Below are 23,340 nucleotides of genomic sequence, written 5' to 3'. Positions count from 1 at the left end.
CGATATAGGTGTTGATCATGAGTAATACGCAACCTGACTTTTTAGCCGACGAATTTTTGTTAGATTACTATGTAGGTAAGACACCTCTAGTTCGTTTGCAGCGATTAGCTTCTCATACGCAAGCGACAGTCTTAGCAAAATTAGAAGGTAATAATCCGGCAGGTTCTGTAAAAGACCGTCCTGCATATAACATGATTATGCAGGCAGAGAAACGTGGTCAAATTAAGCCCGGCGACACCTTGATTGAGGCAACCAGTGGGAACACGGGTATTGCTTTGGCAATGGTTGCTGCAATGCGTGGCTATAAAATGAAACTTATTATGCCGAACAACATGAGTCAGGAGCGTAAAGATGCGATGCTGGCTTATGGTGCAGAGCTGATTGAAGTAACGCCCCAGCAAGGCATGGAAGGTGCACGTGATTTAGCCTTGCAAATGGAAAAAGAAGGTAAAGGTCACGTTTTAAACCAGTTTGGTAATCCCGACAATGTTGAAGCTCATTACTTAACGACTGGTCCTGAAATCTGGAAACAAACAGGTGGGAAAATCACCCATTTTGTAAGCTCAATGGGTACAACAGGTACTATTATGGGCGTTTCTAAATATTTAAAAGAACAAAATCCAGATATTCAGATTGTTGGTTTACAACCAGCAGATGGATCAAGTATTGCTGGTATTCGCCGTTGGCCAAAAGAATATTTACCTACTATTTTTGATAGTAGCCGTGTGGATCGTACTATTGATATTCCACAAATTGATGCTGAAAAAACCATGCGTAAATTAGCACGTATGGAAGGTATCAGTGCGGGTACATCTTCAGGTGGTGCAGTATGGGCATCCGTCAAGATTGCAGAAGAAAATTCAGATGCTGTTATTGTTTGCATTATCTGTGACCGTGGCGACCGCTACTTGTCTACAGGATTGTTTTCAGTACAGGATGACAACTCATAATTGAGAGAAATAATGCGTTTCCCTACCTTAGTTTTTGATATTGAAACTTTAACTGATTTAAAAGCGGGAGCGCATTTATATCATCTTGATTTACCAGAGGCTGATGTAGAGCAAGCATTGACTAAACTGCGCCGTCAAGAATCAGGTGTGGATTTTCAACGGTTACCTTTGCATGAAATTGTTTGTATTTCTGGCCTATGGATTGATGAGTCAGGTTTTAGATTGTTTTCTTTTAGTCGAGAACAATATTCTGAAGCTGAGATTTTGCAGAAGTTCTTGTCAATTTTTGATAAGCGTCATCCGACTTTAGTGAGTTGGAATGGTTCGCAATTTGATTTACCTGTCATTCTATTCCGTGCGATGTATCATGGGCTTTCTGCACCGGGCCTCTTTGATCAAGGCGAGATTGATAGCCAGAAGCGTTTTAATAATTACCAAAACCGTTATCACCATCGCCACATCGATTTAATGGATGTGATGGCAATGTTTAACGGGCGTAATTTTCAAAAGCTTGATGATATTGCCTGTATTTTAGGTTTGCCGGGTAAGCGCGGTGAGTCGGGTTATCATGTACCAGAATATGTCCGTACGCAGCAGTGGTTAAAACTGACCAGCTATTGTGAAGGAGATGTACTTAATACGTGGTTCGTCTATGTACGTTGGTTGTTATTAAAAGGACAATTAACTGTCGATGAGCATAATGATTGGGTAAACTCTAGTATTGATTATTTGAAAAATATTCCTCAGCAAGCAGATTTTCTTGAAGTATGGGAACGTACCTCGAAACATACTGAATTTACTTCACATTATTTTAATCCTTTAGATTTTTAGGTTCATCCTTTGAAACAACAAGCCAAATCTCGCAAGCCCCAACAACCTGAATATATTTTTCAAGTTGAAACACTTTCTCATGAGGGGCGGGGAATTGCGCATTATGGTTCTCATCCTGACCACCCCGCAGATAAGCATGGCAAAAAAGTTTTTATTCGCTATGCCTTGCCTGGAGAAACTGTAAAGGCTCAAATTACCCATCAAGCGAAGCGTCTTGAAGAGGCTGAGATGGTGCAGTTGTTAGGAGAGCCTTCAACTCATCGTATAGAAGCAATTTGTCCTCATTATGGTATTTGCGGTGGCTGTAGCATGCAGCATATCCATCCTGATGAACAAATCCGTTTAAAGCAAAGTGTGCTCCAATCACATTTACAGCACTTTGCAGGTATTCAACCTGAACAGTGGCTAGAGCCGATTCGATCTTTACAAAGTGATTATCGTCGTCGAGCACGAATTGGCGTGCGCTATTTGCCAAAGCCAGATCGCTTAATTATGGGGTTTCGTGAACATCATAGTAATCGATTAACATCTATCCATAGTTGTAGTGTTTTGGATGAAAAACTATCAAATAGCTTGCCTGAGTTGCGTATTTTACTCCAAAGTCTAAAAGGCAAAGCACACATTGGTCATGTAGAATTAGCAAAAGGTGATCATGAAATTTCTTTATTGGTTCGTCATATAGAAAAATTAAACAATTCTGATGTCAACCAATTAAAGCAATTTGCGTTAGACAAGGGGTGGCAGTTGTATTTGCAGCCTAAGGGCCCTGAAAGTATTCATCGTATTGATGATGAAAAAGGCGCTTCACGTTTACATTATGCCTTAGAGAGGTTTAATGTAAATTTTGCTTTTTCGCCATTGGATTTTACTCAGGTCAATGCCACAGTAAATGAACAAATGGTTCAATTGGCATGTGAATTGCTTCAATTGCAATCAGGTGAAAAAGTACTTGATCTATTTTGTGGTTTAGGCAATTTCTCGCTTCCGTTAGCACGATGTGTTGGTGAGAGTGGTCAGGTTGTTGGTGTGGAAGGGAGTGAAGAAATGGTGAGGCGCGCAACAGCTAATGCAAAATGCAATAGTTTGGTGCAGGCAACCTTCTTTTCACAAGATTTAACAAAAGATTTTTCGCATCATTCTTGGGCCAATCAAGGATTTGATGCATTATTGATTGATCCTCCTCGTGCTGGTGCATATGAAATTATGCAGTATGTATCAAATTTTGGAGCAAAAAGAATCGTTTATGTATCATGTAGCCCAGCTACACTGGCAAGGGATGCGGGTGTTTTGGTTCAGCATGGTTACCAGTTAAAAAAAGCAGCTGTGATGGACATGTTTACACACACAGAACATGTTGAATCCATTGCACTATTTGAAAAAATTTAAGAGATAAACGATTAAAAACATGAGTTACATATTGAGGAGAATGGTATGGTCACAGTACGTGAACAGTTACCTGAGCAACTAACTGAGTTGTCCGAGGAAACGACTGTAGAGCATGCCGCCGAAACGCAAATCGGTTTAGCCTCATGGTTGGATCGAGTGCGTGAAATATTAGATGGGGCGAAGCTTGAACAGCTTGAAAAGGTTGCGAATGAAACCCTGCAAAAAGAGTTAGACTCAACGGTTAATCATCGTTCCAATACTTTCGCTACTGGCGTTGGAATGGCCGATATTTTGGCACATCTCCATGTAGACGAAGATACTCTATCGGCAGCCATGCTCTATCGTAGTGTGCGTGAAGAAATTACTGATATAGAAGAAGTAAAAAAGAAATTTGGAGATCAGGTCTATAACCTTGTCAAAGGCGCTTTGGCAATGGGTAAACTCTCGGAACTTATTGAAAAAAATAAGCGGTTAGAAGACCATTTTAATAACAACCAACGAGAACATTTAAGCGGCATTTATAAAATGCTGATTTCGGTCACCGAAGATGTTCGTGTTGTTTTAATTAAACTTGCTGAACGTACTTATTCTTTACGAGAGTTGGCAAATTCATCTCGTGAACGTCAAGAACGCGTAGCACGTGAAATTCTTACTATTTATTCGCCATTGGCACATCGACTTGGTATTGCCCAGCTTAAATGGGAACTTGAAGATCTCGCTTTTCGCTATTTAGCTCCAGACCGTTATAAAGAAATTGCGTCATTACTGAATGAAAAACGTTTAGAACGTGAACATTATATTCAGTTCGTCATTGATCGTTTGAAAAATGAGTTAGCATCTTACGGAATTGAGTCAGAAATCACAGGTCGAGCAAAGCACATTTATTCAATTTATCGAAAAATGAAAAGCAAAAACCTGAGTTTTGATCAGCTCTATGATATTCGTGCCTTACGTGTGTTAGTTAAGAGTGTCCCAGAGTGTTATCACTCTTTGGGTATTGTTCATCAAATCTGGCGTCATATTCCTCACCAGTTTGATGACTATATTACCAACCCGAAAGCAAATGGCTATCGCTCTTTGCATACCGCTGTAATTGCTGAAAATAAGTCGCTTGAAGTACAAATTCGTACTTATGAGATGCACGACGAAGCAGAGTTAGGCGTATGTTCACACTTTAACTATAAAGAAGGTTCAAAGAATACAGACCACTCCTTTAACCATCGTTTACATTCATTGCGGGCCGTTCTTGAACACTACCAAGAGCGCAATGACACGACGGTACATCAAAACGAAGATGAAACAGAAGGCTTTGATCAACTACAAGATTTTGAAGGCTTTGAGAAGATTTATGTTTTCAGTCGTGATGGTGACATTAAGGAATTGCCACGTGGCTCAACAGTTTTAGATTTTGCTTATCATGTGCATACGGAAGTAGGGAATAAGTGTTATGCAGCGCGAGTTAACCAGCGCTATGTGCCATTAACCTATACTTTAAAAACTGGCGAGCAGGTTGAGATTTTAACTAAAAAAGATCGTGATCCAAACCGAGATTGGTTGGTGAATTCTTTAGGTTATATTAAAACCTCTCGTGCCCGTGACAAGTTGCGTCATTGGTTTAGACAACAAGATCGTAGTAAAAATCTTGAAGTCGGCCGTGAACTTCTCAATAAAGAGTTAGCTCGCCTAGCGATTCACCCAAAAAGTATCGACCTAAATGATTATTCATCACACTTTAACGTGAAAACGGGTGATGACATTTTGGTGAGTCTAGTAAGCGGTGATATTAGCTTACATGCCTTGATTAATCAGGTGAACCGCCAAATGCATCTAGATCAGGATGAACCTGAACTAGTGCTTAAACCAGCATTAAATCCGCGTGCAAGCCATACGTTATCGGCCCACGGAATTTTAATTGATGGTTTAGACAACGTAGAGTTGCACATCGCTCAGTGCTGCCAGCCCGTGCATGGCGAATCAATCGCTGGATATATTACTTTGAACCGTGGTGTGAGTATCCACAAAGTCATTTGTTCAGATTATCAGCGTATGATTAAGCAAGAACCAGAGCGTGCTGTTGAAGCTGATTGGGAAATGCAGCCAACACGTGGTCAAAGCGTTCAGATTGTAGTGGAAGCATATGATCGTCGTGGTCTGCTTAAAGACTTAACTCAAGTAATTTTCTCTGACCAAATCAATATTCGTCAGGTTAATACAATTTCTGAAGCAGATGGTATTGCCAATATGAAGTTGTTAATTGAGGTTAAGGGTTTAGCGCAGCTTTCTCGTTTGTTGGCTCGCTTGGAGCAGCAACCTGGAATCATTAGTGCGAGACGTATGATTCAAGGTGTTTAACTAAATTGAGTAAAAAGGCTGTCAAATGACAGCCTTTTTAATTCGAATTACTTTCTTGATAAATAAATATTAGTTAAGCGATTTAGAAATTGGGGACTTAAGGTTGAGAGTTGATAAAGCAGCTTGGTTTTTATGCCAACTGGTGTATGAGTCGGAGTCCAGAAATGAGCTTTTTTCTCTACGAGCGTAAGAACCTTTTGAGCGATATCATTTGGTGTTAAATCTATCCCCATATTTTGAATAGTACCTGCATCCATGTTGTTAACCATTGCGGTCTGCACGAATAACGGCATCACATCTAAAACACGAATACCGTATTTCTTCCATTCCACATCTAAGCCTTCAGTAATCCCCCGAACAGCAAATTTACTAGCCGAATAAGAAATTAAATCGGCCTGCCCATAAATTGCAGAGGCTGAAGAGAGATTGATGACTCGTGCAAAAGACGCTTGCTTTAAGTAAGGGAGTGCAGCGTGACAACCATTGATGACACCGTTTACATTAATATTTATTGTTCTTTGATGAGCTTTAATATCAATCGTTTCAAATGCACCAGAATATAAAATGCCGGCATTATTTACCAAGATGTTGAGTTCGCCAGCCCAGTTAGTAAATTCTTTTAATATGTGTTGCCATTGGTCGTAATCACTTACATCTAAATAGCCAGCACAGGCATTGGGTCCCAAGTCACTTGCTAGTTTTTGAGCAAGCGATTCATTAATATCATAAATGCCTACTTTATATCCTTGTTGGTAAAATACACGTGCAATTTCTGCCCCAATACCTTGAGCAGCGCCACTAATCAGAATACTGTGTCTCATCTTTTTTCTCTTTGTCAGTACAATAGTGCGACTGATTTAATCGCTTTGATTTTGATCATAACAAATTAAAATCTTAGTTTTACTGACCGACTTTTTAAACTTGAGGGCTACCATGGATAAATTGCTTAAAATTATGCAAGAGTTACGAGAAAAATGTCCGTGGGATCAAGCTCAAACCCCCATGACTCTTACCAAATATGCCATTGAAGAAGCCTATGAGGTCGAGGCCGCTATTCGTCAGGGTGACATTGAGGAAATTCGAAATGAGCTGGGCGATTTGCTATTACAAGTCGTGTTTCAGTCGCAAATGTTTAGTGAGCAAGGCGCTTTTAATTTTAATGATGTGGTTGAAGCAATAAGTGAAAAGTTAATTCGTCGTCATCCCCATGTTTTTCAGGCAGATCAATTTAATAACTTAACGCCAGAACAAGTAAGTGAACTGTGGAAACAAATTAAACAGCAAGAAAAGCAAGGGAAGCCACAATCAAGATTAGATGAAATAAAGCATGGCCCAGCCCTGTTACAGGCACAAGAAATTCAAGAAAATGTAGCAAAAGTTGGGTTCGACTTCGAAACCGTAGAAGATGCTTATACAAAACTAGAAGAAGAGCTGGATGAGTTCAAGCAGGCGCTAAAAAATCAAAATATGGATGAAATTCAAGATGAATTTGGAGATTGCCTGTTTTCATTGGTGAATGTAGGACGTAAACTTGCGATTTCAAGTGAAACATCACTTTTATCAACAATACATAAATTTAGAAGCCGTTTTGCTTTTATTGAAGATCAAGCGAAAAAACAGCAAAGAACATTAGAGGACATGACCTTGTCTGAAATGGATGAATTGTGGAATCAGGCAAAGCGGCACTTAAATTTAGGGGAAAAAACACATGCAGCTCAGCGTGAATCTTTGGAAGAGTAAGTATTTTATTATTTTATTTTGGAGCCTGATTTCATCAACTTTTATTCAGGCTCAATCTTTCGATCAAAATTTTAAGGAGTGGAAAGCTAAACAGCAGATGTATGATCAGAAGTTGAGCATGCAGCAATCATCTCATTCTAATGTCTCAAAAAGTACTATAATGACTGATTCTTCAGGGCAAGTTCACTTGAATCAAGCCAATATTGATGAGCTTCAAAAGCTAAAAGGTATCGGTGAGAAAAAGGCTCAAGCGATTGTGGAATACCGTCAAAAGAATGGTGGCTTTAAAAATATTGATGAATTTAAAAATGTAAAAGGTATTGGTCCAGCCATTTTTGAAAAGAATAAACCACGGTTGAGTTTATAAATCATCTGTTTGTCAATTGTCATTTCATACGCAAACTACAGAGAATCAAATTGCCCTTTGTGTGCGTTAGAGCTATGATTAGCGACAACTTGTTATTTACGTCCTGACGTAGGAGACAGCGTCTTTTGCAAACCTTGCGAGCGTCAAAATGTGGTTTGTCCACAGCCCAACTTCCTTCTTCGATTTTAGATGTGATCGATAGCCTGACTAAAGCTGGCTATGAAGCTTATATTGTTGGGGGTGGTGTCCGTGATTTAATGCTAGGGTTTAATCCTAAAGATTTCGATGCAGTCACCAATGCGACACCTGCTCAAATTAAAGAAGTTTTTGGCCGACGTTGCCGAATCATTGGCCGTCGATTTGAATTGGCACACGTCTATTCTGGGCGTGAGCTTATTGAAGTTGCAACATTCCGTGCCCCTCCTAAAAAAGCAGTTACGAGTGCCTCAGGCATGATTTTACGTGACAATAACTGGGGTACCATCGAACAAGACTTTGCTCGACGTGATTTTTCTATCAATACTCTATATTACCAACCGCGTAAGAGTATTGTGCTCGACTTCTGCAAAGCGATTGACGATGTTAAAAACAAAACTTTGCGTTTATTGGGCGATCCAGCACAGCGTTTTGAAGAAGACCCTGTGCGTATGCTGCGAACTCTACGCTTTGCAGCCAAGTTAAATTTCAAAATTGATTCAAATATTCTCGATATATTTAATGCCGAAATGACGCAATTATTGCGTGATGTCTCTCCGCATCGTTTATATGATGAATCTCAGAAGTTGTTCACAATGGGGCATTTGGCGCGTGTTCTGCCAATGTTGATTGAGTTTGGTGTTTGGAAGCAACTTTTTGCCGATGTTCAGCCTAATCTCACCCCATTTATTTTAAGAGCAGCAAAGAATACAGATCAACGTATACAAGTGGGTAAAACCATTAATCCTGCATTTTTCTATGCAGTATTACTGTGGCAGCCGTTTTTAGAACGTTGTGAGTTTTACTTATCTAAAGGCATTGTACCGGCTGAAGCCCGTGCGCAGGCTGGTTTAGATGTTTTAAAACGCCAAGCAACACGCACAGTTATTCCTCGCTTTGCAGAAACGTTTATTCGTGAAGTTTGGGAAATGCAGACTCGTTTGCTCAATCCAAAACCACAGCAAATAGAAGCATTGGCAGGGCATGCTCGCTTCCGTGCTGGTTTTGACTTCTTATTACTTCGTGAAAAGTCAGGTGATGACACAACACAAGGAATGGGAAGCTGGTGGGAAGCTTACCAAGAAATGTCAAATGACGAAAAAGAAGCTACTATTAGCCAATATAATCGTCAGAAAGCTAGAAACCGTCGTAAAGCTGCTGCTGAGCCTATCGAAAATAATAAAGTTGAGACGGAAATTGAACCTTTAGTTGATATTCCGGAACCACGCACTCGCCGTGGGAAAAAAGAACGTACTAGACAAGATCAGGCCGTAAGCCGATTTGTTGAAAAAGCGTCTTCTTCAGACGCAGGCGTGACGGGTGATCATCCAATTTTAAAACGTAAGCGGGTACAGCGCGATTTAAGCCAAGTTGTTTTTGGGCCAACGCAATGACAATAACCACTTATATTGGTTTGGGAAGTAATTTAGGCGATTCACGTCAAATTTTATCTGAAGCCATTGCTAAGCTTAAGACGTTAGGAATAGTTAAAGTTTCTAGACTTTATCAAAGTCCACCTATGGGGCCTCAAGACCAGCCAAATTATTTAAATGCAGTTGCAGAATTAAATACGGATCTTACGCCCTTAGATTTGCTAGATCATTTACAACGTTTTGAGCAAGAAGCTGGTCGTGTACGACTTCGTCGTTGGGGTGAGCGAACCTTAGATCTAGATTTGCTTATATATGGCAATGAAAAAATTCACAATGAGCGCTTAACTGTGCCGCACATAGGAATTTTACAACGAGATTTTGTTGTAATTCCCTTATTAGATTTAGATGCAGATTTACAATTGAATGGTCAGCCACTCAAAGATTTAGAGCTGATACAGCAGCCGACGCTGACTGTACTTGCTGATGAGTCTTGGGCTTAAACTCTCGATTCATTATGTTCTGCGAACTCCTGTAGAGGATATCATCATGATTAGTCTAAGTGACTTAAGAAAATTTAAAACCGAAGGACGCAAGTTCTCTTGCCTGACTTGTTACGATGCAAGCATGGCAAAAGCAATGGAACTTGCTGAAGTTGATACAATCTTAATTGGTGATTCTCTTGGAATGGCAATTCAAGGGCGAGATTCAACTTTGCCAGTCACCGTTGAAGATATGGCTTATCATACGGCAGCGGTTCGTCGTGGTAACCAGCATGCCTTGATCATGACAGACTTGCCATTTATGAGTTATGCAACCTTAAATGATGCTTTGCAAAACTCAAGAAAAGTCATGCAGGCTGGCGCTCAAATGGTGAAAATTGAAGGTGGCGCATGGTTAAGTGAAATCGTGCAAGTTTTAACCCGCAATGGGGTGCCTGTTTGTGTACATTTAGGTTTAACACCTCAATCTGTACATGTATTTGGTGGCTATAAATTACAAGCTAGAACACGTGAAGCAGCAGATCAGCTCATTGCTGACTGTACCGCTGTAGTTGAGGCGGGCGCATCGGTGTTATTACTTGAATGTGTTCCTGCTCAGTTAGGACAAGAAATTGCTGAATTATTCCCAAATACACCTGTAATTGGTATTGGTGCAGGTAATGCAACCGATGGTCAAGTATTGGTTGTACAAGATATGCTGGGTTTAACTTTTGGTCGAGTTGCGCGCTTTGTTCGCAATTTTATGAAAGAGCAATCAGGTGAAACTGCCATTTTAGATGCATTTAAAGCTTATCATGCTGCGGTGCTTGATCAGTCATTCCCTGCTAAAGAACATACTTTTCACGTTGAGCTGTAATTCATGAAAACAGAAACCACCATACAAGGTCTTGCAGCTTCTCTAAATCCTGCTAGAGCTGCACGTAAAATTATTGGTTTTGTCCCAACAATGGGAAATCTACATGAAGGACATCTCACACTTGTTCGTGAAGCGAAAAAGCTATGTGATGTTGTGGTTGTAAGCATCTTCGTAAATCCGACTCAATTTGGACCGGGTGAAGATTTTGACAACTATCCTCGTACTTTAGAGCAAGATAGTCGTTTGCTTGCCGATGTGGGCTGTGACATTATTTTTGCCCCATCAGTTGAGCAAATGTATGGTACACAACCGCGTTTAACTAACATCAGTGTAAGCCAGATTACAGATGCTTTATGCGGTAGTTCACGCCCGGGACACTTTGATGGTGTAGCTTTGGTTGTAACTAAGCTCTTTAATATTGTGCAACCTAACTATGCTTTCTTTGGCCAAAAAGATTACCAGCAGTTAGCCGTTATTCGCCAATTTGTACAAGATTTAAATATTCCTTTAGAAGTGATTGGTGTGCCAATTGTTCGTGCAGCGGATGGTTTGGCGCTTAGCTCGAGAAATGGTTATTTAAGCGCTGAACACCGTGAGGTCGCTCCAGTTATTTATCAAAGTTTGAAGCAGGCCGAGCAACAGTTGCATCAAGGCAAAGATTTGCAACAAGTTGTAGAAGATATCAAAACTCAGTTGACAGACAATGGTCTTGTTGTTGATTATGTCGAAGCTCGTCAGACAAATCTGTTACCTGCTACTCAATTTGATCGTGATATTGTGTTATTTATCGCGGCAAAACTGGGTGCAACCCGTTTGATTGATAATTTAGAAGTTGCCTTTACACCCCAATAAAAGAGATCAAAGGACAGCCATGCCATGAAGCGTATACTTATCGTGACAGGACAGTCTGGTTCAGGAAAATCTTCAGCCCTTCAAGTATTAGAAGATTTGGGCTATTACTGTATTGATAATTTGCCTTTGGCATTGCTGCCTGAAATTGTGGCAAAGCTAGATCATGAAAATAACCTAGAGCAGTTAGCTTTAGGTGTAGATGTAAGAAGTACTCGTGCAGATATGCAAGAGTTCGATCATGTTTTTGAGCAATTACAAAGACATGGGACAGTTGACGTTATTTACCTTACTACGCAAGATCAGGATTTGATTGCGCGTTTTAGTGCATCCCGTCGTCCGCATCCATTAGCCAACCGTTTTAAAAGCCTGTTGCAATGTATTCAAGAAGAAAAGCAGTTACTGCTTCCAATTCAGTTCCGCGCTACAGTTCATATTGATACAACGGATAAAAGCGTTCATGATTTAAAGCATATATTACTGTCTAAATTGGGGCAGTCAGATAAGCTTATTGTCATATTGCAGTCCTTTGGATATAAACATGGCATTCCGTTAGATGCCGATTATGTTTTTGATGTACGGCATTTACCAAATCCACATTGGGATTTAGAATTAAGACGTTTTTCTGGTTTGGATGAGCCAGTAAGACAATTTTTAGAAGCAAGTCCACAAGCAAACGAAATGTTTGATGATATTCTTCACTTCTTAAAAAAATGGCTTCCCGCATTTGCTGAAGGACATCGTCACTATATGACGATTTCTATTGGTTGCACTGGGGGGCAACATCGTTCGGTTTATATCGTAGATAGACTAAAACAAGCACTTGAGGCAGAATGGTCTGTTCAGGTCTTACACAGAGAAATGAAGCACTGGTCATGATAGACACAACTGTTGATGTAATTAATAAACTCGGTTTACATGCTCGTGCATCAGGGAAACTGATAGAGGTCACTACAAAGTTTCGTTCGTCGATCCAGATTGGAAAAGGCGATCATTTGGTAGATGCAAAAAATATTATGTCTTTGCTGATGTTAGGTGCAGGTAAAGGGACCACTTTAAGATTGGTCATTGATGGTACCGACGAAGAACAGGCATTAAGTGAAGTACTGGCGTTATTCGCAGCAAAATTTTATGAGGCAGATTAATCGTGGCACGTGGTTCCCAACGTTATACTGAAGAAGATTTCGGTTCTTTAGAAGGACGTGCAAGCAAAACCGAACAGAAAAAAGCAGTGCAACGCATGGCTGCTTTAGGTGAGCAATTAGCACAACTTTCTATTAAACAAATTCAGAAACTTCCAGTTGATGAGCGTTTAATTGATGCTTTAATGGAAGTGCAGAACATTAGTTCTTATGAAGCACGTCGTCGCCAATTTCAACGTATTGGTAAGTTATTGCGCAACGAAGATGAGACTATTATTTTGTCTTATTTAACCCCGCAGCAAGGCGCAAAAAGACAGGCTCAATTAATGCGTTGGGTTGACCGCATGATTGAACAGGGTGATCCTGCAATTACTGAATTTAGTAAAATTTATAATGCATCGGAACGTCACACTTTGCGTCAGCATGTGTTGAGAATCAACCGCGATAAAACTCAACAGGCGAGTGAAGCAGATATCGAGGCATCAAAAGTTAAATTTGTTAACTATGTGCAGCAAATTGCATTATTGTCCGATCAAGGCTAAATGCGCTTAAATAAAAAAGCGACGCTCAAGGCGTCGCTTTTTTATTTATATATTCTCAGCACGTTCTTTTGCCCATTCACGCAAAATAAACTTCTGTAATTTGCCGGTCGATGTTTTTGGAATTTCTGTAATTATGACATCTTTTGGCACTTTAAAACGTGCTAACTCTTTTTGACAATACTCAATAATCTCTTCAGGTGTTACTGCTGCGCCTACCTTTAATTCAATAAAGGCACAAGGTACTTCTTGCCAGCGAGCATCAGGTTTGGCGACTACCGCAGCAGTTAAAACAGCTGGGTGCCTATACAACACATCCTCTACTTCTAGAGATGAAATATTTTCTCCACCTGAAATAATAATATCTTTCGAGCGATCAGTAATTTTTGCATAACCATCGGGGTGACAAACTGCTAAGTCCCCTGTATGGAACCATCCACCAGCAAAAGCTTCTTGAGTTGCTTTGGGATTCTTTAAATATCCTTTCATGACAATATTGCCACGAAACATAATTTCTCCCATAGTTTGTCCATCATTCGGTACAGGCTGCATTGTTTCTGGGTCCAATACCCGCATACTGTCTTGTAATGGATAGGGCACGCCTTGACGGGAATGAAGCTGAGCTTGTTCAGCAATTGAAAGCTCATCCCATCCCGATTGCGAAGCACATAAGGCAGAAGGACCATATGTTTCAGTTAAACCATATACATGATTTACGTTAATTCCCATATTCCGCATGCCTTCAATAATGGCAACGGGAGGAGCTGCTCCTGCAACCATCACTTCTACATGATGGTCAAAGTCCGTTTGCTTTTCTTTAGGTAAATTAATAATCATTGAAAGAACAATAGGCGCGCCGCAGAAATAATCGACTTTATGTTTTGCAATGAGTTGCATCACTAATTCTGGGGCGACCTTACGCAAACAAATATTGGTTCCACCGCTTGCTGCAATACTCCACGCAAAACACCAGCCATTACAATGGAAAAGCGGTAGTGTCCATAAATACACTGCACGAGGTTTCATCCCGCAGGCCAATATATTACTTGCAGCATTTAAATAAGCACCGCGATGATGGTAGACCACACCTTTAGGGTTACCCGTTGTGCCCGATGTGTAATTTAAGCTAATCGCATCCCATTCATCTTCTGGTAAATGCCATTCAAAATTAGCATCGCCTTGGGCTATCCATTCTTCATATTCAAAAGAGCCAATAAACTGATTCTCGCCCTCATATTCATCATCAGCCACATCAATCACAATAATATGTTGGTCAGGAATAAGAGAGAGGGCTTCTCTTGCCAGATTAACAAATTCCGGGTCCACCAAAAGCACTTTGCTTTCAGCATGTTCCAACATGAAAGCTATTGTTTTTGCATCTAAGCGTGTATTGAGTGTGTTGAGTACAGCGCCAGTCATTGGAACTGCGAAATGTGCTTCAATCATGGCTGGAATATTGGGCAACAAGACTGATACCGTATCATTTTTTTCAATTCCCAGTTGTTTGAGCTGAGAAGCAAACTGGCAACAACGTTGGTAAGTTTCTTTCCATGAAATTTGGCGCTTACCATGAATAATTGAAGCTTGATTTGGATAAATATACGCCGCACGTTCTAAATATCGTAAAGGGGATAGCGCAACAAAATTTGCGGGTGTACGTGGTAATTCATCATAAGCACTAACCATGGGAAACAACTCCGTGTTCTATTTTTAATTCATTCTTTGAAAATATGACTTAATACTCATCAAAGCATTTATGCTTTAGTCTTAAAGAGAAATACCCTTCAGTCAGAAAATGAGCAAAAATGCTATTTTCTTCATCTTAAACCACTTGTGCTGAGCGTGTTTAAAAAATCTTCCCAATATATTCTTTAAGTCATTTATTGCTGTTTACCTGATAAGCAAAATGTATTTATGATTTTATGGGCTTAAAGGTTTTCACTTTGCTTGAACAAGTGTAAAATCTTTCAGGATTTTTAATTTTGATTTACACCGTTTTTATATTTTGAGGTTCGCCTCGATCATAATCTCGCGGTGAAATGCTCCTTCGTATAGGGCATCACTCCTTAAGGATTTTTTATGCCAATTATCACATTGCCAAATGGCGATCAAAAGAATTTTGATCACCCTGTTTCTGTTATGGAAGTTGCCCAAAGTATCGGGCCTGGTCTAGCAAAAAATACTATTGCTGGACGTGTGAATGATCGCTTAGTTGATGCATGTGACTTAATTACCGAAGATTCGACCTTACAAATTATCACTCCAAAAGATGAGGAAGGTCTTGAAATCATTCGCCATTCTTGTGCGCACCTTGTAGGGCACGCTGTTAAACAGCTATTCCCTGAAGCCAAGATGGTGATTGGTCCAGTCATTGAAGAAGGTTTTTACTACGACATCTGGATGCCTCGTCCTTTTACTTTAGACGATATGGCAGCTGTTGAAGAGCGCATGAAAAAGCTCATCGACCAAGATTATGATGTCGTTAAAAAAATGACACCGCGTGATGAAGTAATTGCTGAATTTACTGCACGTGGCGAAGAATACAAATTACGCTTGATTGCAGACATGCCTGAAGAAACACAAATGGGCTTGTACTACCATCAAGATTATTTGGATATGTGTCGTGGTCCACACGTACCAAACACCAAATTCTTAAAATCGTTTAAACTGACAAAAATCTCTGGCGCTTACTGGCGTGGCGATGCGAAGAATGAACAGCTTCAACGTATTTATGGTACTGCATGGGCTGATAAGAAACAGCTTGCTGCATACATCAAGCGTATTGAAGAAGCTGAAAAGCGCGATCACCGTAAAATTGGTAAAGCCTTAGACTTGTTCCATATGCAAGAAGAAGCACCAGGTATGGTGTTCTGGCATCCAAACGGCTGGACGATTTACCAAGTTCTTGAACAATACATGCGTAAAGTTCAGCAAGACAATGGTTACCTCGAGATTAAAACACCGCAAATCGTAGACTTTACGCTTTGGGAAAAATCAGGTCATGCAGCGAACTATGCAGACAACATGTTTACGACTCATTCAGAAAGTCGTAATTATGCGGTTAAGCCAATGAACTGCCCATGTCACGTGCAAGTTTTCAACCAAGGTTTGAAGTCTTACCGTGATTTGCCAATTCGTTTAGCAGAGTTCGGTTCTTGCCATCGTAACGAACCATCTGGTTCTTTACACGGTATTATGCGTGTACGTGGCTTTACACAAGATGATGCTCATATCTTCTGTACTAAAGAACAAATCGGTCAAGAAGTTGCAGATTTTATTAAACTCACTTTAGATGTTTATAAAGATTTCGGCTTTGAAGAAGTGCAAATGAAACTTTCTACACGTCCAGAAAAGCGTGTAGGAGATGATGCACTTTGGGATATGGCTGAGAAATCTTTAGCAGACGCTTTAGATGCAGCAGGTCTGGAATGGGAATTACAGCCAGGTGAAGGTGCGTTCTACGGTCCGAAAATTGAATTCTCATTGAAAGACTGTCTCGGACGTGTATGGCAATGTGGTACTATTCAGTGTGACTTCAATTTACCAGAACGTTTAGATGCGTCTTACGTGACTGAAGACAATGATCGTGACCAACCTGTTATGTTGCATCGTGCAATTCTTGGCAGTTTTGAGCGTTTTATTGGTATACTAATTGAACACTACGCTGGTTTCATGCCACCTTGGTTGTCACCGTTACAAGCATGTGTCATGAATATTACTGATTCTCAAGCTGAAGCTTGTGAGAAAGTCGTAGCAAAACTCAAAGAAAATGGTCTTCGTGCTATTTCTGACTTGAGAAATGAAAAGATCGGATTTAAGATTCGTGAGCGTACTATAGAGCGTATTCCTTACTTGTTAGTTCTTGGTGATCGAGAAGTTGAAGAAGGTACAGTAAATGTACGTACCCGCTCAGGAAAAAATTTAGGTACTATGTCAGTAGATGCATTCATTGACTTAGTGAAGTCTGCCGTCGCCGAACGTGGCCGGTATATTGTGGAGTAAGAAAGATTAAACAGCCTGACCGTAACCAACAACAAGGTGCAAAAAGCAACCGTCCAGCAATTAATGATGAGATCCGTGCAAAAGAAGTACGCCTCGTCGGTGCTGAAGGTGAGCAAAAAGGAATTGTTTCATTAAGTGAAGCACTGCGTGCTGCTGAAGAGGTTGAACTTGATCTTGTTGAGATCGTTGCAAACGCCGAGCCGCCTGTTTGTAAAATTATGGATTACAACAAGCACTTGTTTGACCTGAAGCAGAAGCAAAAAGATGCGAAGAAAAAACAGCATCAAGTGCAAGTGAAGGAAATCAAACTGCGCCCTGCAACTGATGTTGGTGATTATCAAGTTAAGCTTCGTGCTATTTTGAAATTCCTTGAAGAAGGAAACAAAGTGAAAATCACTTTACGTTTCCGTGGTCGTGAAATGGCTCATCAACAACTTGGCTTAGCTCAATTGCAAAAAATTGAAGTAGATGTGGCTGAGTTTGGGGTTGTGGAACAAGCACCAAAAATGGAAGGCCGTCAAATGGGTATGTTACTTGGACCGAAAAAGAAAAAGTAATACTCAAAAAAAGCACTGCAAAAGCAGTGCTTTTTTTTACCCACATATCAATAAAAAAACATCACTTCACTTTTCTCTATTCAGTTTTATTTAAGGTAATTGGTATATTTTTTAAGAAATTCAATTCTTGAGTTTTATGTATTTTTAGTATTGTAAATCTCATTAGATCTCTTAAAACATGATATAAACCAAGACGCAGTCATGATAACGATGAGTAGGAAAATAGAATGATTGATCTATATTATTGGGGAACTCCCAATGGACATAAAATCACAATTGCCTTAGAAGAAATGGGACTGGATTACACCCTTTATCCAATTAATATTTTAGAAAATGATCAATTTCAACCAGACTTCCTGAGAATTTCTCCAAATAATAAAATTCCTGCGATTGTTGATCAAAATGGACCTCGTGGTGAGCCGATTTCTATATTTGAATCGGGTGCTATCTTGCAATATTTAGGTAGAAAAACTGGATTATTTTACCCAGCTGATGAGCAAGAGCGAGTTGAGGTTGAACAATGGCTCATGTGGCAAATGGGTGGTTTAGGTCCTATGCTTGGGCAAAATCATCATTTTAATAAATTTGCCCCTGAAAAAATTCCCTATGCTATAGAGCGCTATGTAAATGAGACTAAACGTTTATATAGCGTGCTTAACAAACAACTCATTGGTCAGAAGTTTGTCGCTGGTGAATACTCAATTGCTGACATGGCAATTTTACCTTGGATTTTGCGTTATGAATGGCAAGGTATTCAGATTGAAGACTATCCATACGTACAAGAATATATTGTTCGCTTAACAGCACGCTCAGCAGTTCAGAAAGCACTATCAATTAAAGTAGCTTAATTTCCTTGCCTGGATTTAGTAAATGCTTAAAGCAAAAAATTGTTTGGTGTAATTGATTATGCTGAATTACTTTTTGCTTTTTATCAGTGCTTTTGGTGCTGCGACATTACTACCTCTACAGTCTGAAGCGGTATTGGTAGCTTTATTATTAAAGGGGCAATATTCAGCTTTGCTTTTAATTGGTATAGCTACTTTGGGTAATGTATTGGGTTCTTGTGTCAATTGGTGGTTAGGCCTAAAGATAGAACAATTTAAACATCGTAAGTGGTTTCCAGTTTCTGAAAAGCGATTACAACAAGCGCAGAGCTTTTACCATAAATATGGATTTTACTCCTTACTTTTGAGTTGGATGCCTATCATTGGTGATCCCATTACTTTAGTTGCTGGGCTATTCAAAGAAAATTTTTGGCGCTTCCTTGGTATAGTCATCATTGCTAAAGCAGGGCGTTATTTGTTTATTTACTGGGTGGTAATGGGTTTTATTTAAAATAAAAAAGCATCCGAAGATGCTTTAATTTATAAATATTTAAATTAATCTTCTGAGTTTTTTGTAATATCTACCTTAAATAGATCATTCGTTTTGAGCCAACAGAAAGTCACAACAACTAGAGTTATACATCCTCCAAAAATTGTAGCGGTAATGGTGCCTAAATATTTAGCTGCTAAACCAGATTCAAAGGCTCCTAATTCATTACTCGAAGACACAAACATGCCATTTACGGCAGCGACGCGGCCCCGCATATTTTCTGGTGGAAAAATTTGCAAAATGGTTTGTCTTACAACAACAGAAATACTGTCACATGCACCTGTCATAGCCAGAGCAAAGAGAGATAACCACATATTGTTTGAGAAGGCGAATAGAATAGTAAATATTCCAAAACCTGCTACAGCAAGTAACATGTTACGCCATGCATACTGAGTTGGCGGAAAACGAGTCAAAGCAATCATAGTGACAAGTGCGCCAATAGATGGAGCCGCCCGTAAATAGCCAAGCCCTTCCGGACCGACTTTTAATATATCTTCTGCGAAAATTGGCAATAACGCGATGACACCGCCAAATAAAACTGAAGCTAAATCAAGAGAAATCGCCCAAAGAACAATTTTGGTTTTCCAGATAAAACGGAAACCCTCTCCTAAACTTTCTAAAATATTGTCAGTCTCAATTTTGGGGAAATTACGTTTATGTAATAAGTTAATTAAAATAAAGCAAATAGCGAGTAACGCAGCAACACTAAATAGACTAGTTTCTCGGCCTAAATAAGCAAGCATAAAACCACCTAGCATTGGGCCAATAATGACGCCACTTTGCCAGCCGATGGTTGTCCATGTCGCGCCATTTGCATAGAGTTCGCGTGGAATTAAAAATGGTTTTAATGATGTTGCAGAGGGATTATAGAAACCACGGATTGTTCCTAAACCAAAAATAACTGTATAAATGCCCCAAGAAAGGAAGTTAACACTGATATGCCCTAAACCATGTAAGTGGAAAAGTAACCATAAAACCAAGGGAAGGGGGACTGAGAAAAATAAACATATTTTCATAATAATCTGTTTATTAAATCTATCTGCGAAATAACCTCCCCAAAGAGAAAGAGTAATAAAAGGAATTGCTTCTGCGAGTCCAATCAAACCTAAAGTCAGTGGATCTTTGGTGATTTTATATAATGAGTAAGCAACAATAATTTCTTGAATCAAAATTGCAAGTGTTAAGCAAAATTGATTGATCGTAACGATAGAGAAATCTCGATACCGCAATGCAGCGAAAGCATCATTTTGTATATTCATATTCTTTTGAATTTAAGAGATTGCACTTATTATATGCGATGATTTTATGGATTTTCTCGTAATTTGATAATTGATTATGGAAAATAACATTTATATAAAATAGACAATTTACTATCAAAAAATGAGCATTTTACTTTTGTTTTAAGTTGGGATGCTTTAGAATGTCGGCTCCCTTACCTGCAGGTCGTTTTTGCAATGGTGCAAACGTTCCGAACAGGTGTTCAAAAGAGGTTGTTATGCCTAAGATGAAAACTCGCCGTGGTGCTGCTAAACGCTTCAAAGCGACTGCACACGGTTTTAAGCGCAAACAAGCATTCAAGCGCCACATTTTGACCAAAAAATCTGCTAAACGTATCCGTCAATTACGCGGCTGTGTAATGGTTCATGTTTCTGACGTGAACTCAGTTCGTCGTATGTGCCCATACATCTAAGGAGATTATAAATGGCTCGTGTAAAACGTGGTGTAGTGGCTCATCGTCGTCACAAAAAAATTCTTGCTCGCGCTAAAGGTTACTATGGTGCTCGTTCACGCGTTTACCGCGTAGCGTTCCAAGCGGTAATCAAAGCTGGTCAATACGCTTATCGTGACCGCCGTCAAAAGAAACGTCAATTCCGTGCTTTATGGATTGCGCGTATCAATGCTGGTGCTCGTCAAAACGGTTTGTCTTACAGCCGTATGATCGATGGCTTGAAAAAAGCTCAAGTGATCATCGACCGTCGCGTATTAGCTGACATCGCTATGCATGATGCAGTAGCATTTGCTGCTTTAGCTGAAAAAGCTAAAGGCGCATTAGCTGCATAAGCTTAGAGATTCAAAAAAGGCCGCTTTTTAGCGGTCTTTTTTATTTTTAGTAGTTCTGTTTTTAAAAAAGATAATAACCAGAGATAAATTATGAAAGATGAAAAATTTATAAATGACTTAATTCAAAAAGTGCAAAAAGGTGATCAGTTTAAATATTTATATTTTTGGGGACATACTCCTAAGCAGGCTGATCTTGTTGATAAGAGTTGTTTTAGTCAGTGGTATCCAGTGCAATTTAAAGATGAGGGTATTGAATACTTTACTGCTAAGCACTATATGATGGCGCAAAAAGCAAAATTATTTAATGATGAAGAAATCTTTGCACAGATCTTGCAAGTTAAACATCCAAATGAAGCAAAACAGCTCGGTCGTGAAGTGCGTAATTATGATGAAAAGATATGGCAAGAAAAACGTTTTGATATCGTGGTGCAGGCGAACTTTGCTAAATTCTCTCAGCATCCTGAATTGAAAAATTTCTTATTAGCAACGAAAGACCATATTTTAGTTGAAGCATCTCCGGTAGATAAAATTTGGGGGATTGGTATGGCGCAAGATCATTTACATATTCAAGATCCATCTCAATGGCAAGGTTTAAATTTGTTGGGCTTTGCTTTAATGCATGTTCGAGATCAGCTTTTAGCTCAATAAGTTTGTATGAAAAAAATTGGTGCTTCACTTTAAAGTTGTGACATGAGGGGAACGAATTGAAATCATTAAATGAAAGAGAAATTCGTATAGCCACCTTTAAGGATGCATTATCTATTGCAGAAGTGCATGTACAGTGTTGGAAAGAAACTTATACAGGTATGCTTAAGCAAGAAATATTGGATGAGCTTAAAGTACGAGATAAGGAGCTACTATGGAAAGAAATAACCAAAAGCCCTGATCATAAGTTATTTATCTATACTGAAAATGGAATGGTAAAAGGCTTTCTCGATGGTTATCTGAACCCAAAGAATAATATTGCTGAAATTCTTGCCTTTTATCTTTTGGAAGAAATTCAAAGGCAAGGTATAGGTCGTGAGTTATTTCAAAAGTTCTATCACTGTGCATTAAATCAAGATTACGCTTCTATTCGTTTAGACGTTTTTAATAAAAATCCAAGCCGTTTCTTCTATGAAAAAATGGGAGCCAAAATAATTGGTGAAACCGAACTACCTGAGTTCGGTTTCGAAATAACAGAGTTACTTTATCAATGGGAACTCTAATCTAAGTTATAGCCCAAAATAATAAGCCAATGCACAAATAATAATCGTTAGAATAATCAGCTTAATAACGCCTGAACCAGTGCCTTTATGGTGGTGAGATTTCAAGTGTTGAGGACTTTCACTTGATTGCTCGAATGGAGAGGCTTTAGCGACTGGAATTATTTGAGCTGTTTGATAGTGATTAGCAGCCTTAACAATAAGTTTGGCAAACAGATCATCAGTTTTTTGCGTAAAATTTCTTAAATTAATGAGTTGTTCTTGGTCTAGCTCTTCTCCTAACGGATCATTTGCAAGTCGTTTCTTTTGTTCTAAATAATTGCTTAATGCTTGAGTACGATTTAGAAGCTGGTGAGCATAATCTGCTAGATAGCTCTCTGGAATTAAAGCAAGTCTTGGTTCTTGGTTCGTAATATTTGTACCATCCAAATGAGCTTTTTGAAATTCTGGTTCCTCGAAACCTGCTGCGTATTTACTACGAAATAATTCACTATCCATAAAGTCAGCAATTTCTTGCCATGGCGGATTTTTTAAATCAGCTTCAATTTTTTTTGATAACTTTTCATTTAGTTCAAAACGCCAGAAAGTTTCTAAATGAAGCTCACAGGTTTGTGAAGGAGGGGCTTCAAACTCATTATCATTGTTATACCATTCAGCAAGTTCATGGCCGAAAATCCATGCAAATTTCTTATCATTTTGATGGCTAACGATAAAATGAGTGTAAGGTAAAAGCTCAACGTTACTGTTTGGATTTTGCTCTTCATTTAGAAGGCTTGATAAATGTAAACTAAGCTGAGTGGTACCTTGTTTTTTTAGCGCTTCTAGCCAAACTTGAAAGTGTTGGGCGAGTAAATGCTGAGAAGCTAAGTCACGAAATTGAAAACTATGGTGGTCAAAAATATGATGTTGTCGCCATTGGGTAAAGTTTAAGTTTTGGCGGAGGTATTCATTGCCATACGTCACAAGCGTAAGTTGTTGTTTCCAAATTTGATTGAGCGCCATAATAGTTGATCTCATTGACGATGCTATTATCTTATACGTTTTATCTTTTTGTTGCCTAA

The 23,340-nt window shown here is 39.3% G+C and carries 25 protein-coding genes; 21 read left to right on the top strand and 4 right to left on the bottom strand.

All coding sequences use genetic code 11. From position 1 onward, the window contains the following. Window positions 1–17: 17 nt before the first annotated feature. From cysM to KTH84_RS15250, 4 genes are read left to right on the top strand one after another with little or no spacing between them, the layout of a single operon-like run. The gene (cysM, locus tag KTH84_RS15265; protein WP_197730940.1) at window positions 18–950 is read left to right on the top strand and encodes a cysteine synthase CysM; all 933 of its coding nucleotides are present in this window, start codon (window positions 18–20) and stop codon (window positions 948–950) included. Window positions 951–962: 12 nt separating this feature from the next. After that, on the top strand, window positions 963–1,781 hold the full coding sequence (locus KTH84_RS15260) for a 3'-5' exonuclease (protein ID WP_042894953.1): 819 nt from the start codon (window positions 963–965) through the stop codon (window positions 1,779–1,781). 9 nt (window positions 1,782–1,790) lie between these two features. Further along, the gene (rlmD, locus tag KTH84_RS15255) at window positions 1,791–3,167 is read left to right on the top strand and encodes a 23S rRNA (uracil(1939)-C(5))-methyltransferase RlmD (RefSeq protein WP_202742670.1); all 1,377 of its coding nucleotides are present in this window, start codon (window positions 1,791–1,793) and stop codon (window positions 3,165–3,167) included. A gap of 45 nt (window positions 3,168–3,212) precedes the next feature. After that, the gene (locus KTH84_RS15250; protein ID WP_202742671.1) at window positions 3,213–5,519 is read left to right on the top strand and encodes a RelA/SpoT family protein; all 2,307 of its coding nucleotides are present in this window, start codon (window positions 3,213–3,215) and stop codon (window positions 5,517–5,519) included. A 47-nt stretch (window positions 5,520–5,566) separates the two neighbouring features. Here the strand turns inward: KTH84_RS15250 and KTH84_RS15245 are convergent, their stop codons facing one another. Beyond that, window positions 5,567–6,340 (bottom strand): SDR family oxidoreductase, encoded by a 774-nt coding sequence (locus KTH84_RS15245; RefSeq protein ID WP_202742672.1) that lies wholly within the window; start codon window positions 6,338–6,340, stop codon window positions 5,567–5,569. 112 nt (window positions 6,341–6,452) lie between these two features. On the opposite strand from KTH84_RS15245, the gene mazG reads away from it, so the two are divergent. From mazG to yjgA, 9 genes are all read left to right on the top strand, one after another. Further along, window positions 6,453–7,259 carry a nucleoside triphosphate pyrophosphohydrolase gene (gene mazG, locus KTH84_RS15240; RefSeq protein ID WP_262473972.1) on the top strand — a complete coding sequence of 269 codons (807 nt, stop codon included), beginning with the start codon at window positions 6,453–6,455 and terminating at the stop codon, window positions 7,257–7,259. Beyond that, the gene (locus KTH84_RS15235) at window positions 7,228–7,626 is read left to right on the top strand and encodes a ComEA family DNA-binding protein (RefSeq protein ID WP_262473970.1); all 399 of its coding nucleotides are present in this window, start codon (window positions 7,228–7,230) and stop codon (window positions 7,624–7,626) included. The genes mazG and KTH84_RS15235 overlap by 32 nt, the downstream gene beginning before the upstream one ends. A 125-nt stretch (window positions 7,627–7,751) precedes the next feature. Beyond that, window positions 7,752–9,215 carry a polynucleotide adenylyltransferase PcnB gene (pcnB, locus tag KTH84_RS15230; RefSeq protein WP_202742674.1) on the top strand — a complete coding sequence of 488 codons (1,464 nt, stop codon included), beginning with the start codon at window positions 7,752–7,754 and terminating at the stop codon, window positions 9,213–9,215. Beyond that, window positions 9,212–9,694: a 2-amino-4-hydroxy-6-hydroxymethyldihydropteridine diphosphokinase gene (folK, locus tag KTH84_RS15225; protein WP_042894982.1), complete on the top strand. Its 483-nt coding sequence runs from the start codon at window positions 9,212–9,214 to the stop codon at window positions 9,692–9,694. Before pcnB ends, folK begins: the two co-directional genes overlap by 4 nt. A gap of 46 nt (window positions 9,695–9,740) precedes the next feature. Further along, window positions 9,741–10,550 carry a 3-methyl-2-oxobutanoate hydroxymethyltransferase gene (gene panB / locus KTH84_RS15220; RefSeq protein WP_042894984.1) on the top strand — a complete coding sequence of 270 codons (810 nt, stop codon included), beginning with the start codon at window positions 9,741–9,743 and terminating at the stop codon, window positions 10,548–10,550. A gap of 3 nt (window positions 10,551–10,553) precedes the next feature. Further along, window positions 10,554–11,402: a pantoate--beta-alanine ligase gene (gene panC / locus KTH84_RS15215; RefSeq protein WP_262473965.1), complete on the top strand. Its 849-nt coding sequence runs from the start codon at window positions 10,554–10,556 to the stop codon at window positions 11,400–11,402. 24 nt (window positions 11,403–11,426) lie between these two features. After that, entirely contained in the window at window positions 11,427–12,278 is an 852-nt protein-coding gene (rapZ, locus tag KTH84_RS15210; RefSeq protein WP_042894987.1) for an RNase adapter RapZ, read from the top strand. Beyond that, window positions 12,275–12,544, top strand: coding sequence for an HPr family phosphocarrier protein (locus tag KTH84_RS15205; protein ID WP_042894989.1), 270 nt, complete (start codon window positions 12,275–12,277; stop codon window positions 12,542–12,544). Before rapZ ends, KTH84_RS15205 begins: the two co-directional genes overlap by 4 nt. 2 nt (window positions 12,545–12,546) lie before the next feature. Beyond that, on the top strand, window positions 12,547–13,083 hold the full coding sequence (yjgA, locus tag KTH84_RS15200; RefSeq protein WP_042894990.1) for a ribosome biogenesis factor YjgA: 537 nt from the start codon (window positions 12,547–12,549) through the stop codon (window positions 13,081–13,083). A 45-nt stretch (window positions 13,084–13,128) separates the two neighbouring features. Here yjgA and KTH84_RS15195 read toward each other — a convergent pair whose 3' ends face one another. Continuing rightward, entirely contained in the window at window positions 13,129–14,766 is a 1,638-nt protein-coding gene (locus KTH84_RS15195; RefSeq protein ID WP_262473962.1) for an acyl-CoA synthetase, read from the bottom strand. Window positions 14,767–15,159: 393 nt separating this feature from the next. Here KTH84_RS15195 and thrS point away from each other — a divergent pair, with 393 nt between their 5' ends. From thrS to KTH84_RS15175, 4 genes are all read left to right on the top strand, one after another. After that, on the top strand, window positions 15,160–17,082 hold the full coding sequence (gene thrS / locus KTH84_RS15190) for a threonine--tRNA ligase (RefSeq protein WP_262473959.1): 1,923 nt from the start codon (window positions 15,160–15,162) through the stop codon (window positions 17,080–17,082). 5 nt (window positions 17,083–17,087) lie between these two features. Beyond that, window positions 17,088–17,639: a translation initiation factor IF-3 gene (gene infC / locus KTH84_RS15185; RefSeq protein WP_080026316.1), complete on the top strand. Its 552-nt coding sequence runs from the start codon at window positions 17,088–17,090 to the stop codon at window positions 17,637–17,639. A 227-nt stretch (window positions 17,640–17,866) separates the two neighbouring features. Next, a complete protein-coding gene (locus KTH84_RS15180; RefSeq protein WP_262473958.1) occupies window positions 17,867–18,487 on the top strand; it encodes a glutathione S-transferase N-terminal domain-containing protein in 621 nt (206 codons plus the stop codon). Between the two features lie 58 nt (window positions 18,488–18,545). Further along, on the top strand, window positions 18,546–18,974 hold the full coding sequence (locus tag KTH84_RS15175) for a YqaA family protein (protein WP_262473955.1): 429 nt from the start codon (window positions 18,546–18,548) through the stop codon (window positions 18,972–18,974). Window positions 18,975–19,018: 44 nt separating this feature from the next. On the opposite strand, the gene nreB is transcribed toward KTH84_RS15175, so the two are convergent. Further along, a complete protein-coding gene (gene nreB, locus KTH84_RS15170; protein WP_262473953.1) occupies window positions 19,019–20,272 on the bottom strand; it encodes a nickel resistance MFS transporter NreB in 1,254 nt (417 codons plus the stop codon). 236 nt (window positions 20,273–20,508) lie between these two features. Between nreB and rpmI the strand changes: the two genes are divergently transcribed. The 4 genes from rpmI to KTH84_RS15150 all read left to right on the top strand — a co-directional run bounded on the left by rpmI (window position 20,509) and on the right by KTH84_RS15150 (window position 22,282). Next, on the top strand, window positions 20,509–20,703 hold the full coding sequence (gene rpmI, locus KTH84_RS15165) for a 50S ribosomal protein L35 (RefSeq protein ID WP_003655048.1): 195 nt from the start codon (window positions 20,509–20,511) through the stop codon (window positions 20,701–20,703). Between the two features lie 11 nt (window positions 20,704–20,714). Further along, window positions 20,715–21,074 (top strand): 50S ribosomal protein L20, encoded by a 360-nt coding sequence (gene rplT, locus KTH84_RS15160; protein WP_000124858.1) that lies wholly within the window; start codon window positions 20,715–20,717, stop codon window positions 21,072–21,074. 90 nt (window positions 21,075–21,164) lie between these two features. Further along, a complete protein-coding gene (locus KTH84_RS15155) occupies window positions 21,165–21,722 on the top strand; it encodes an NADAR family protein (protein WP_262473951.1) in 558 nt (185 codons plus the stop codon). 56 nt (window positions 21,723–21,778) lie between these two features. Then, entirely contained in the window at window positions 21,779–22,282 is a 504-nt protein-coding gene (locus tag KTH84_RS15150; RefSeq protein ID WP_133975319.1) for a GNAT family N-acetyltransferase, read from the top strand. 6 nt (window positions 22,283–22,288) lie between these two features. Here the strand turns inward: KTH84_RS15150 and KTH84_RS15145 are convergent, their stop codons facing one another. Continuing rightward, window positions 22,289–23,281, bottom strand: a complete 993-nt coding sequence (locus tag KTH84_RS15145) for a hypothetical protein (RefSeq protein WP_262474064.1) — start codon at window positions 23,279–23,281, stop codon at window positions 22,289–22,291. Window positions 23,282–23,340: the final 59 nt, after the last annotated feature.

The organism is Acinetobacter sp. WU_MDCI_Abxb74 (assembly GCF_025513915.1).
Lineage (GTDB): Bacteria > Pseudomonadota > Gammaproteobacteria > Pseudomonadales > Moraxellaceae > Acinetobacter > Acinetobacter calcoaceticus_C.
Note: the sequence above shows the minus strand (reverse complement) of the source record. Positions and strands in the feature narration are given on the sequence as shown.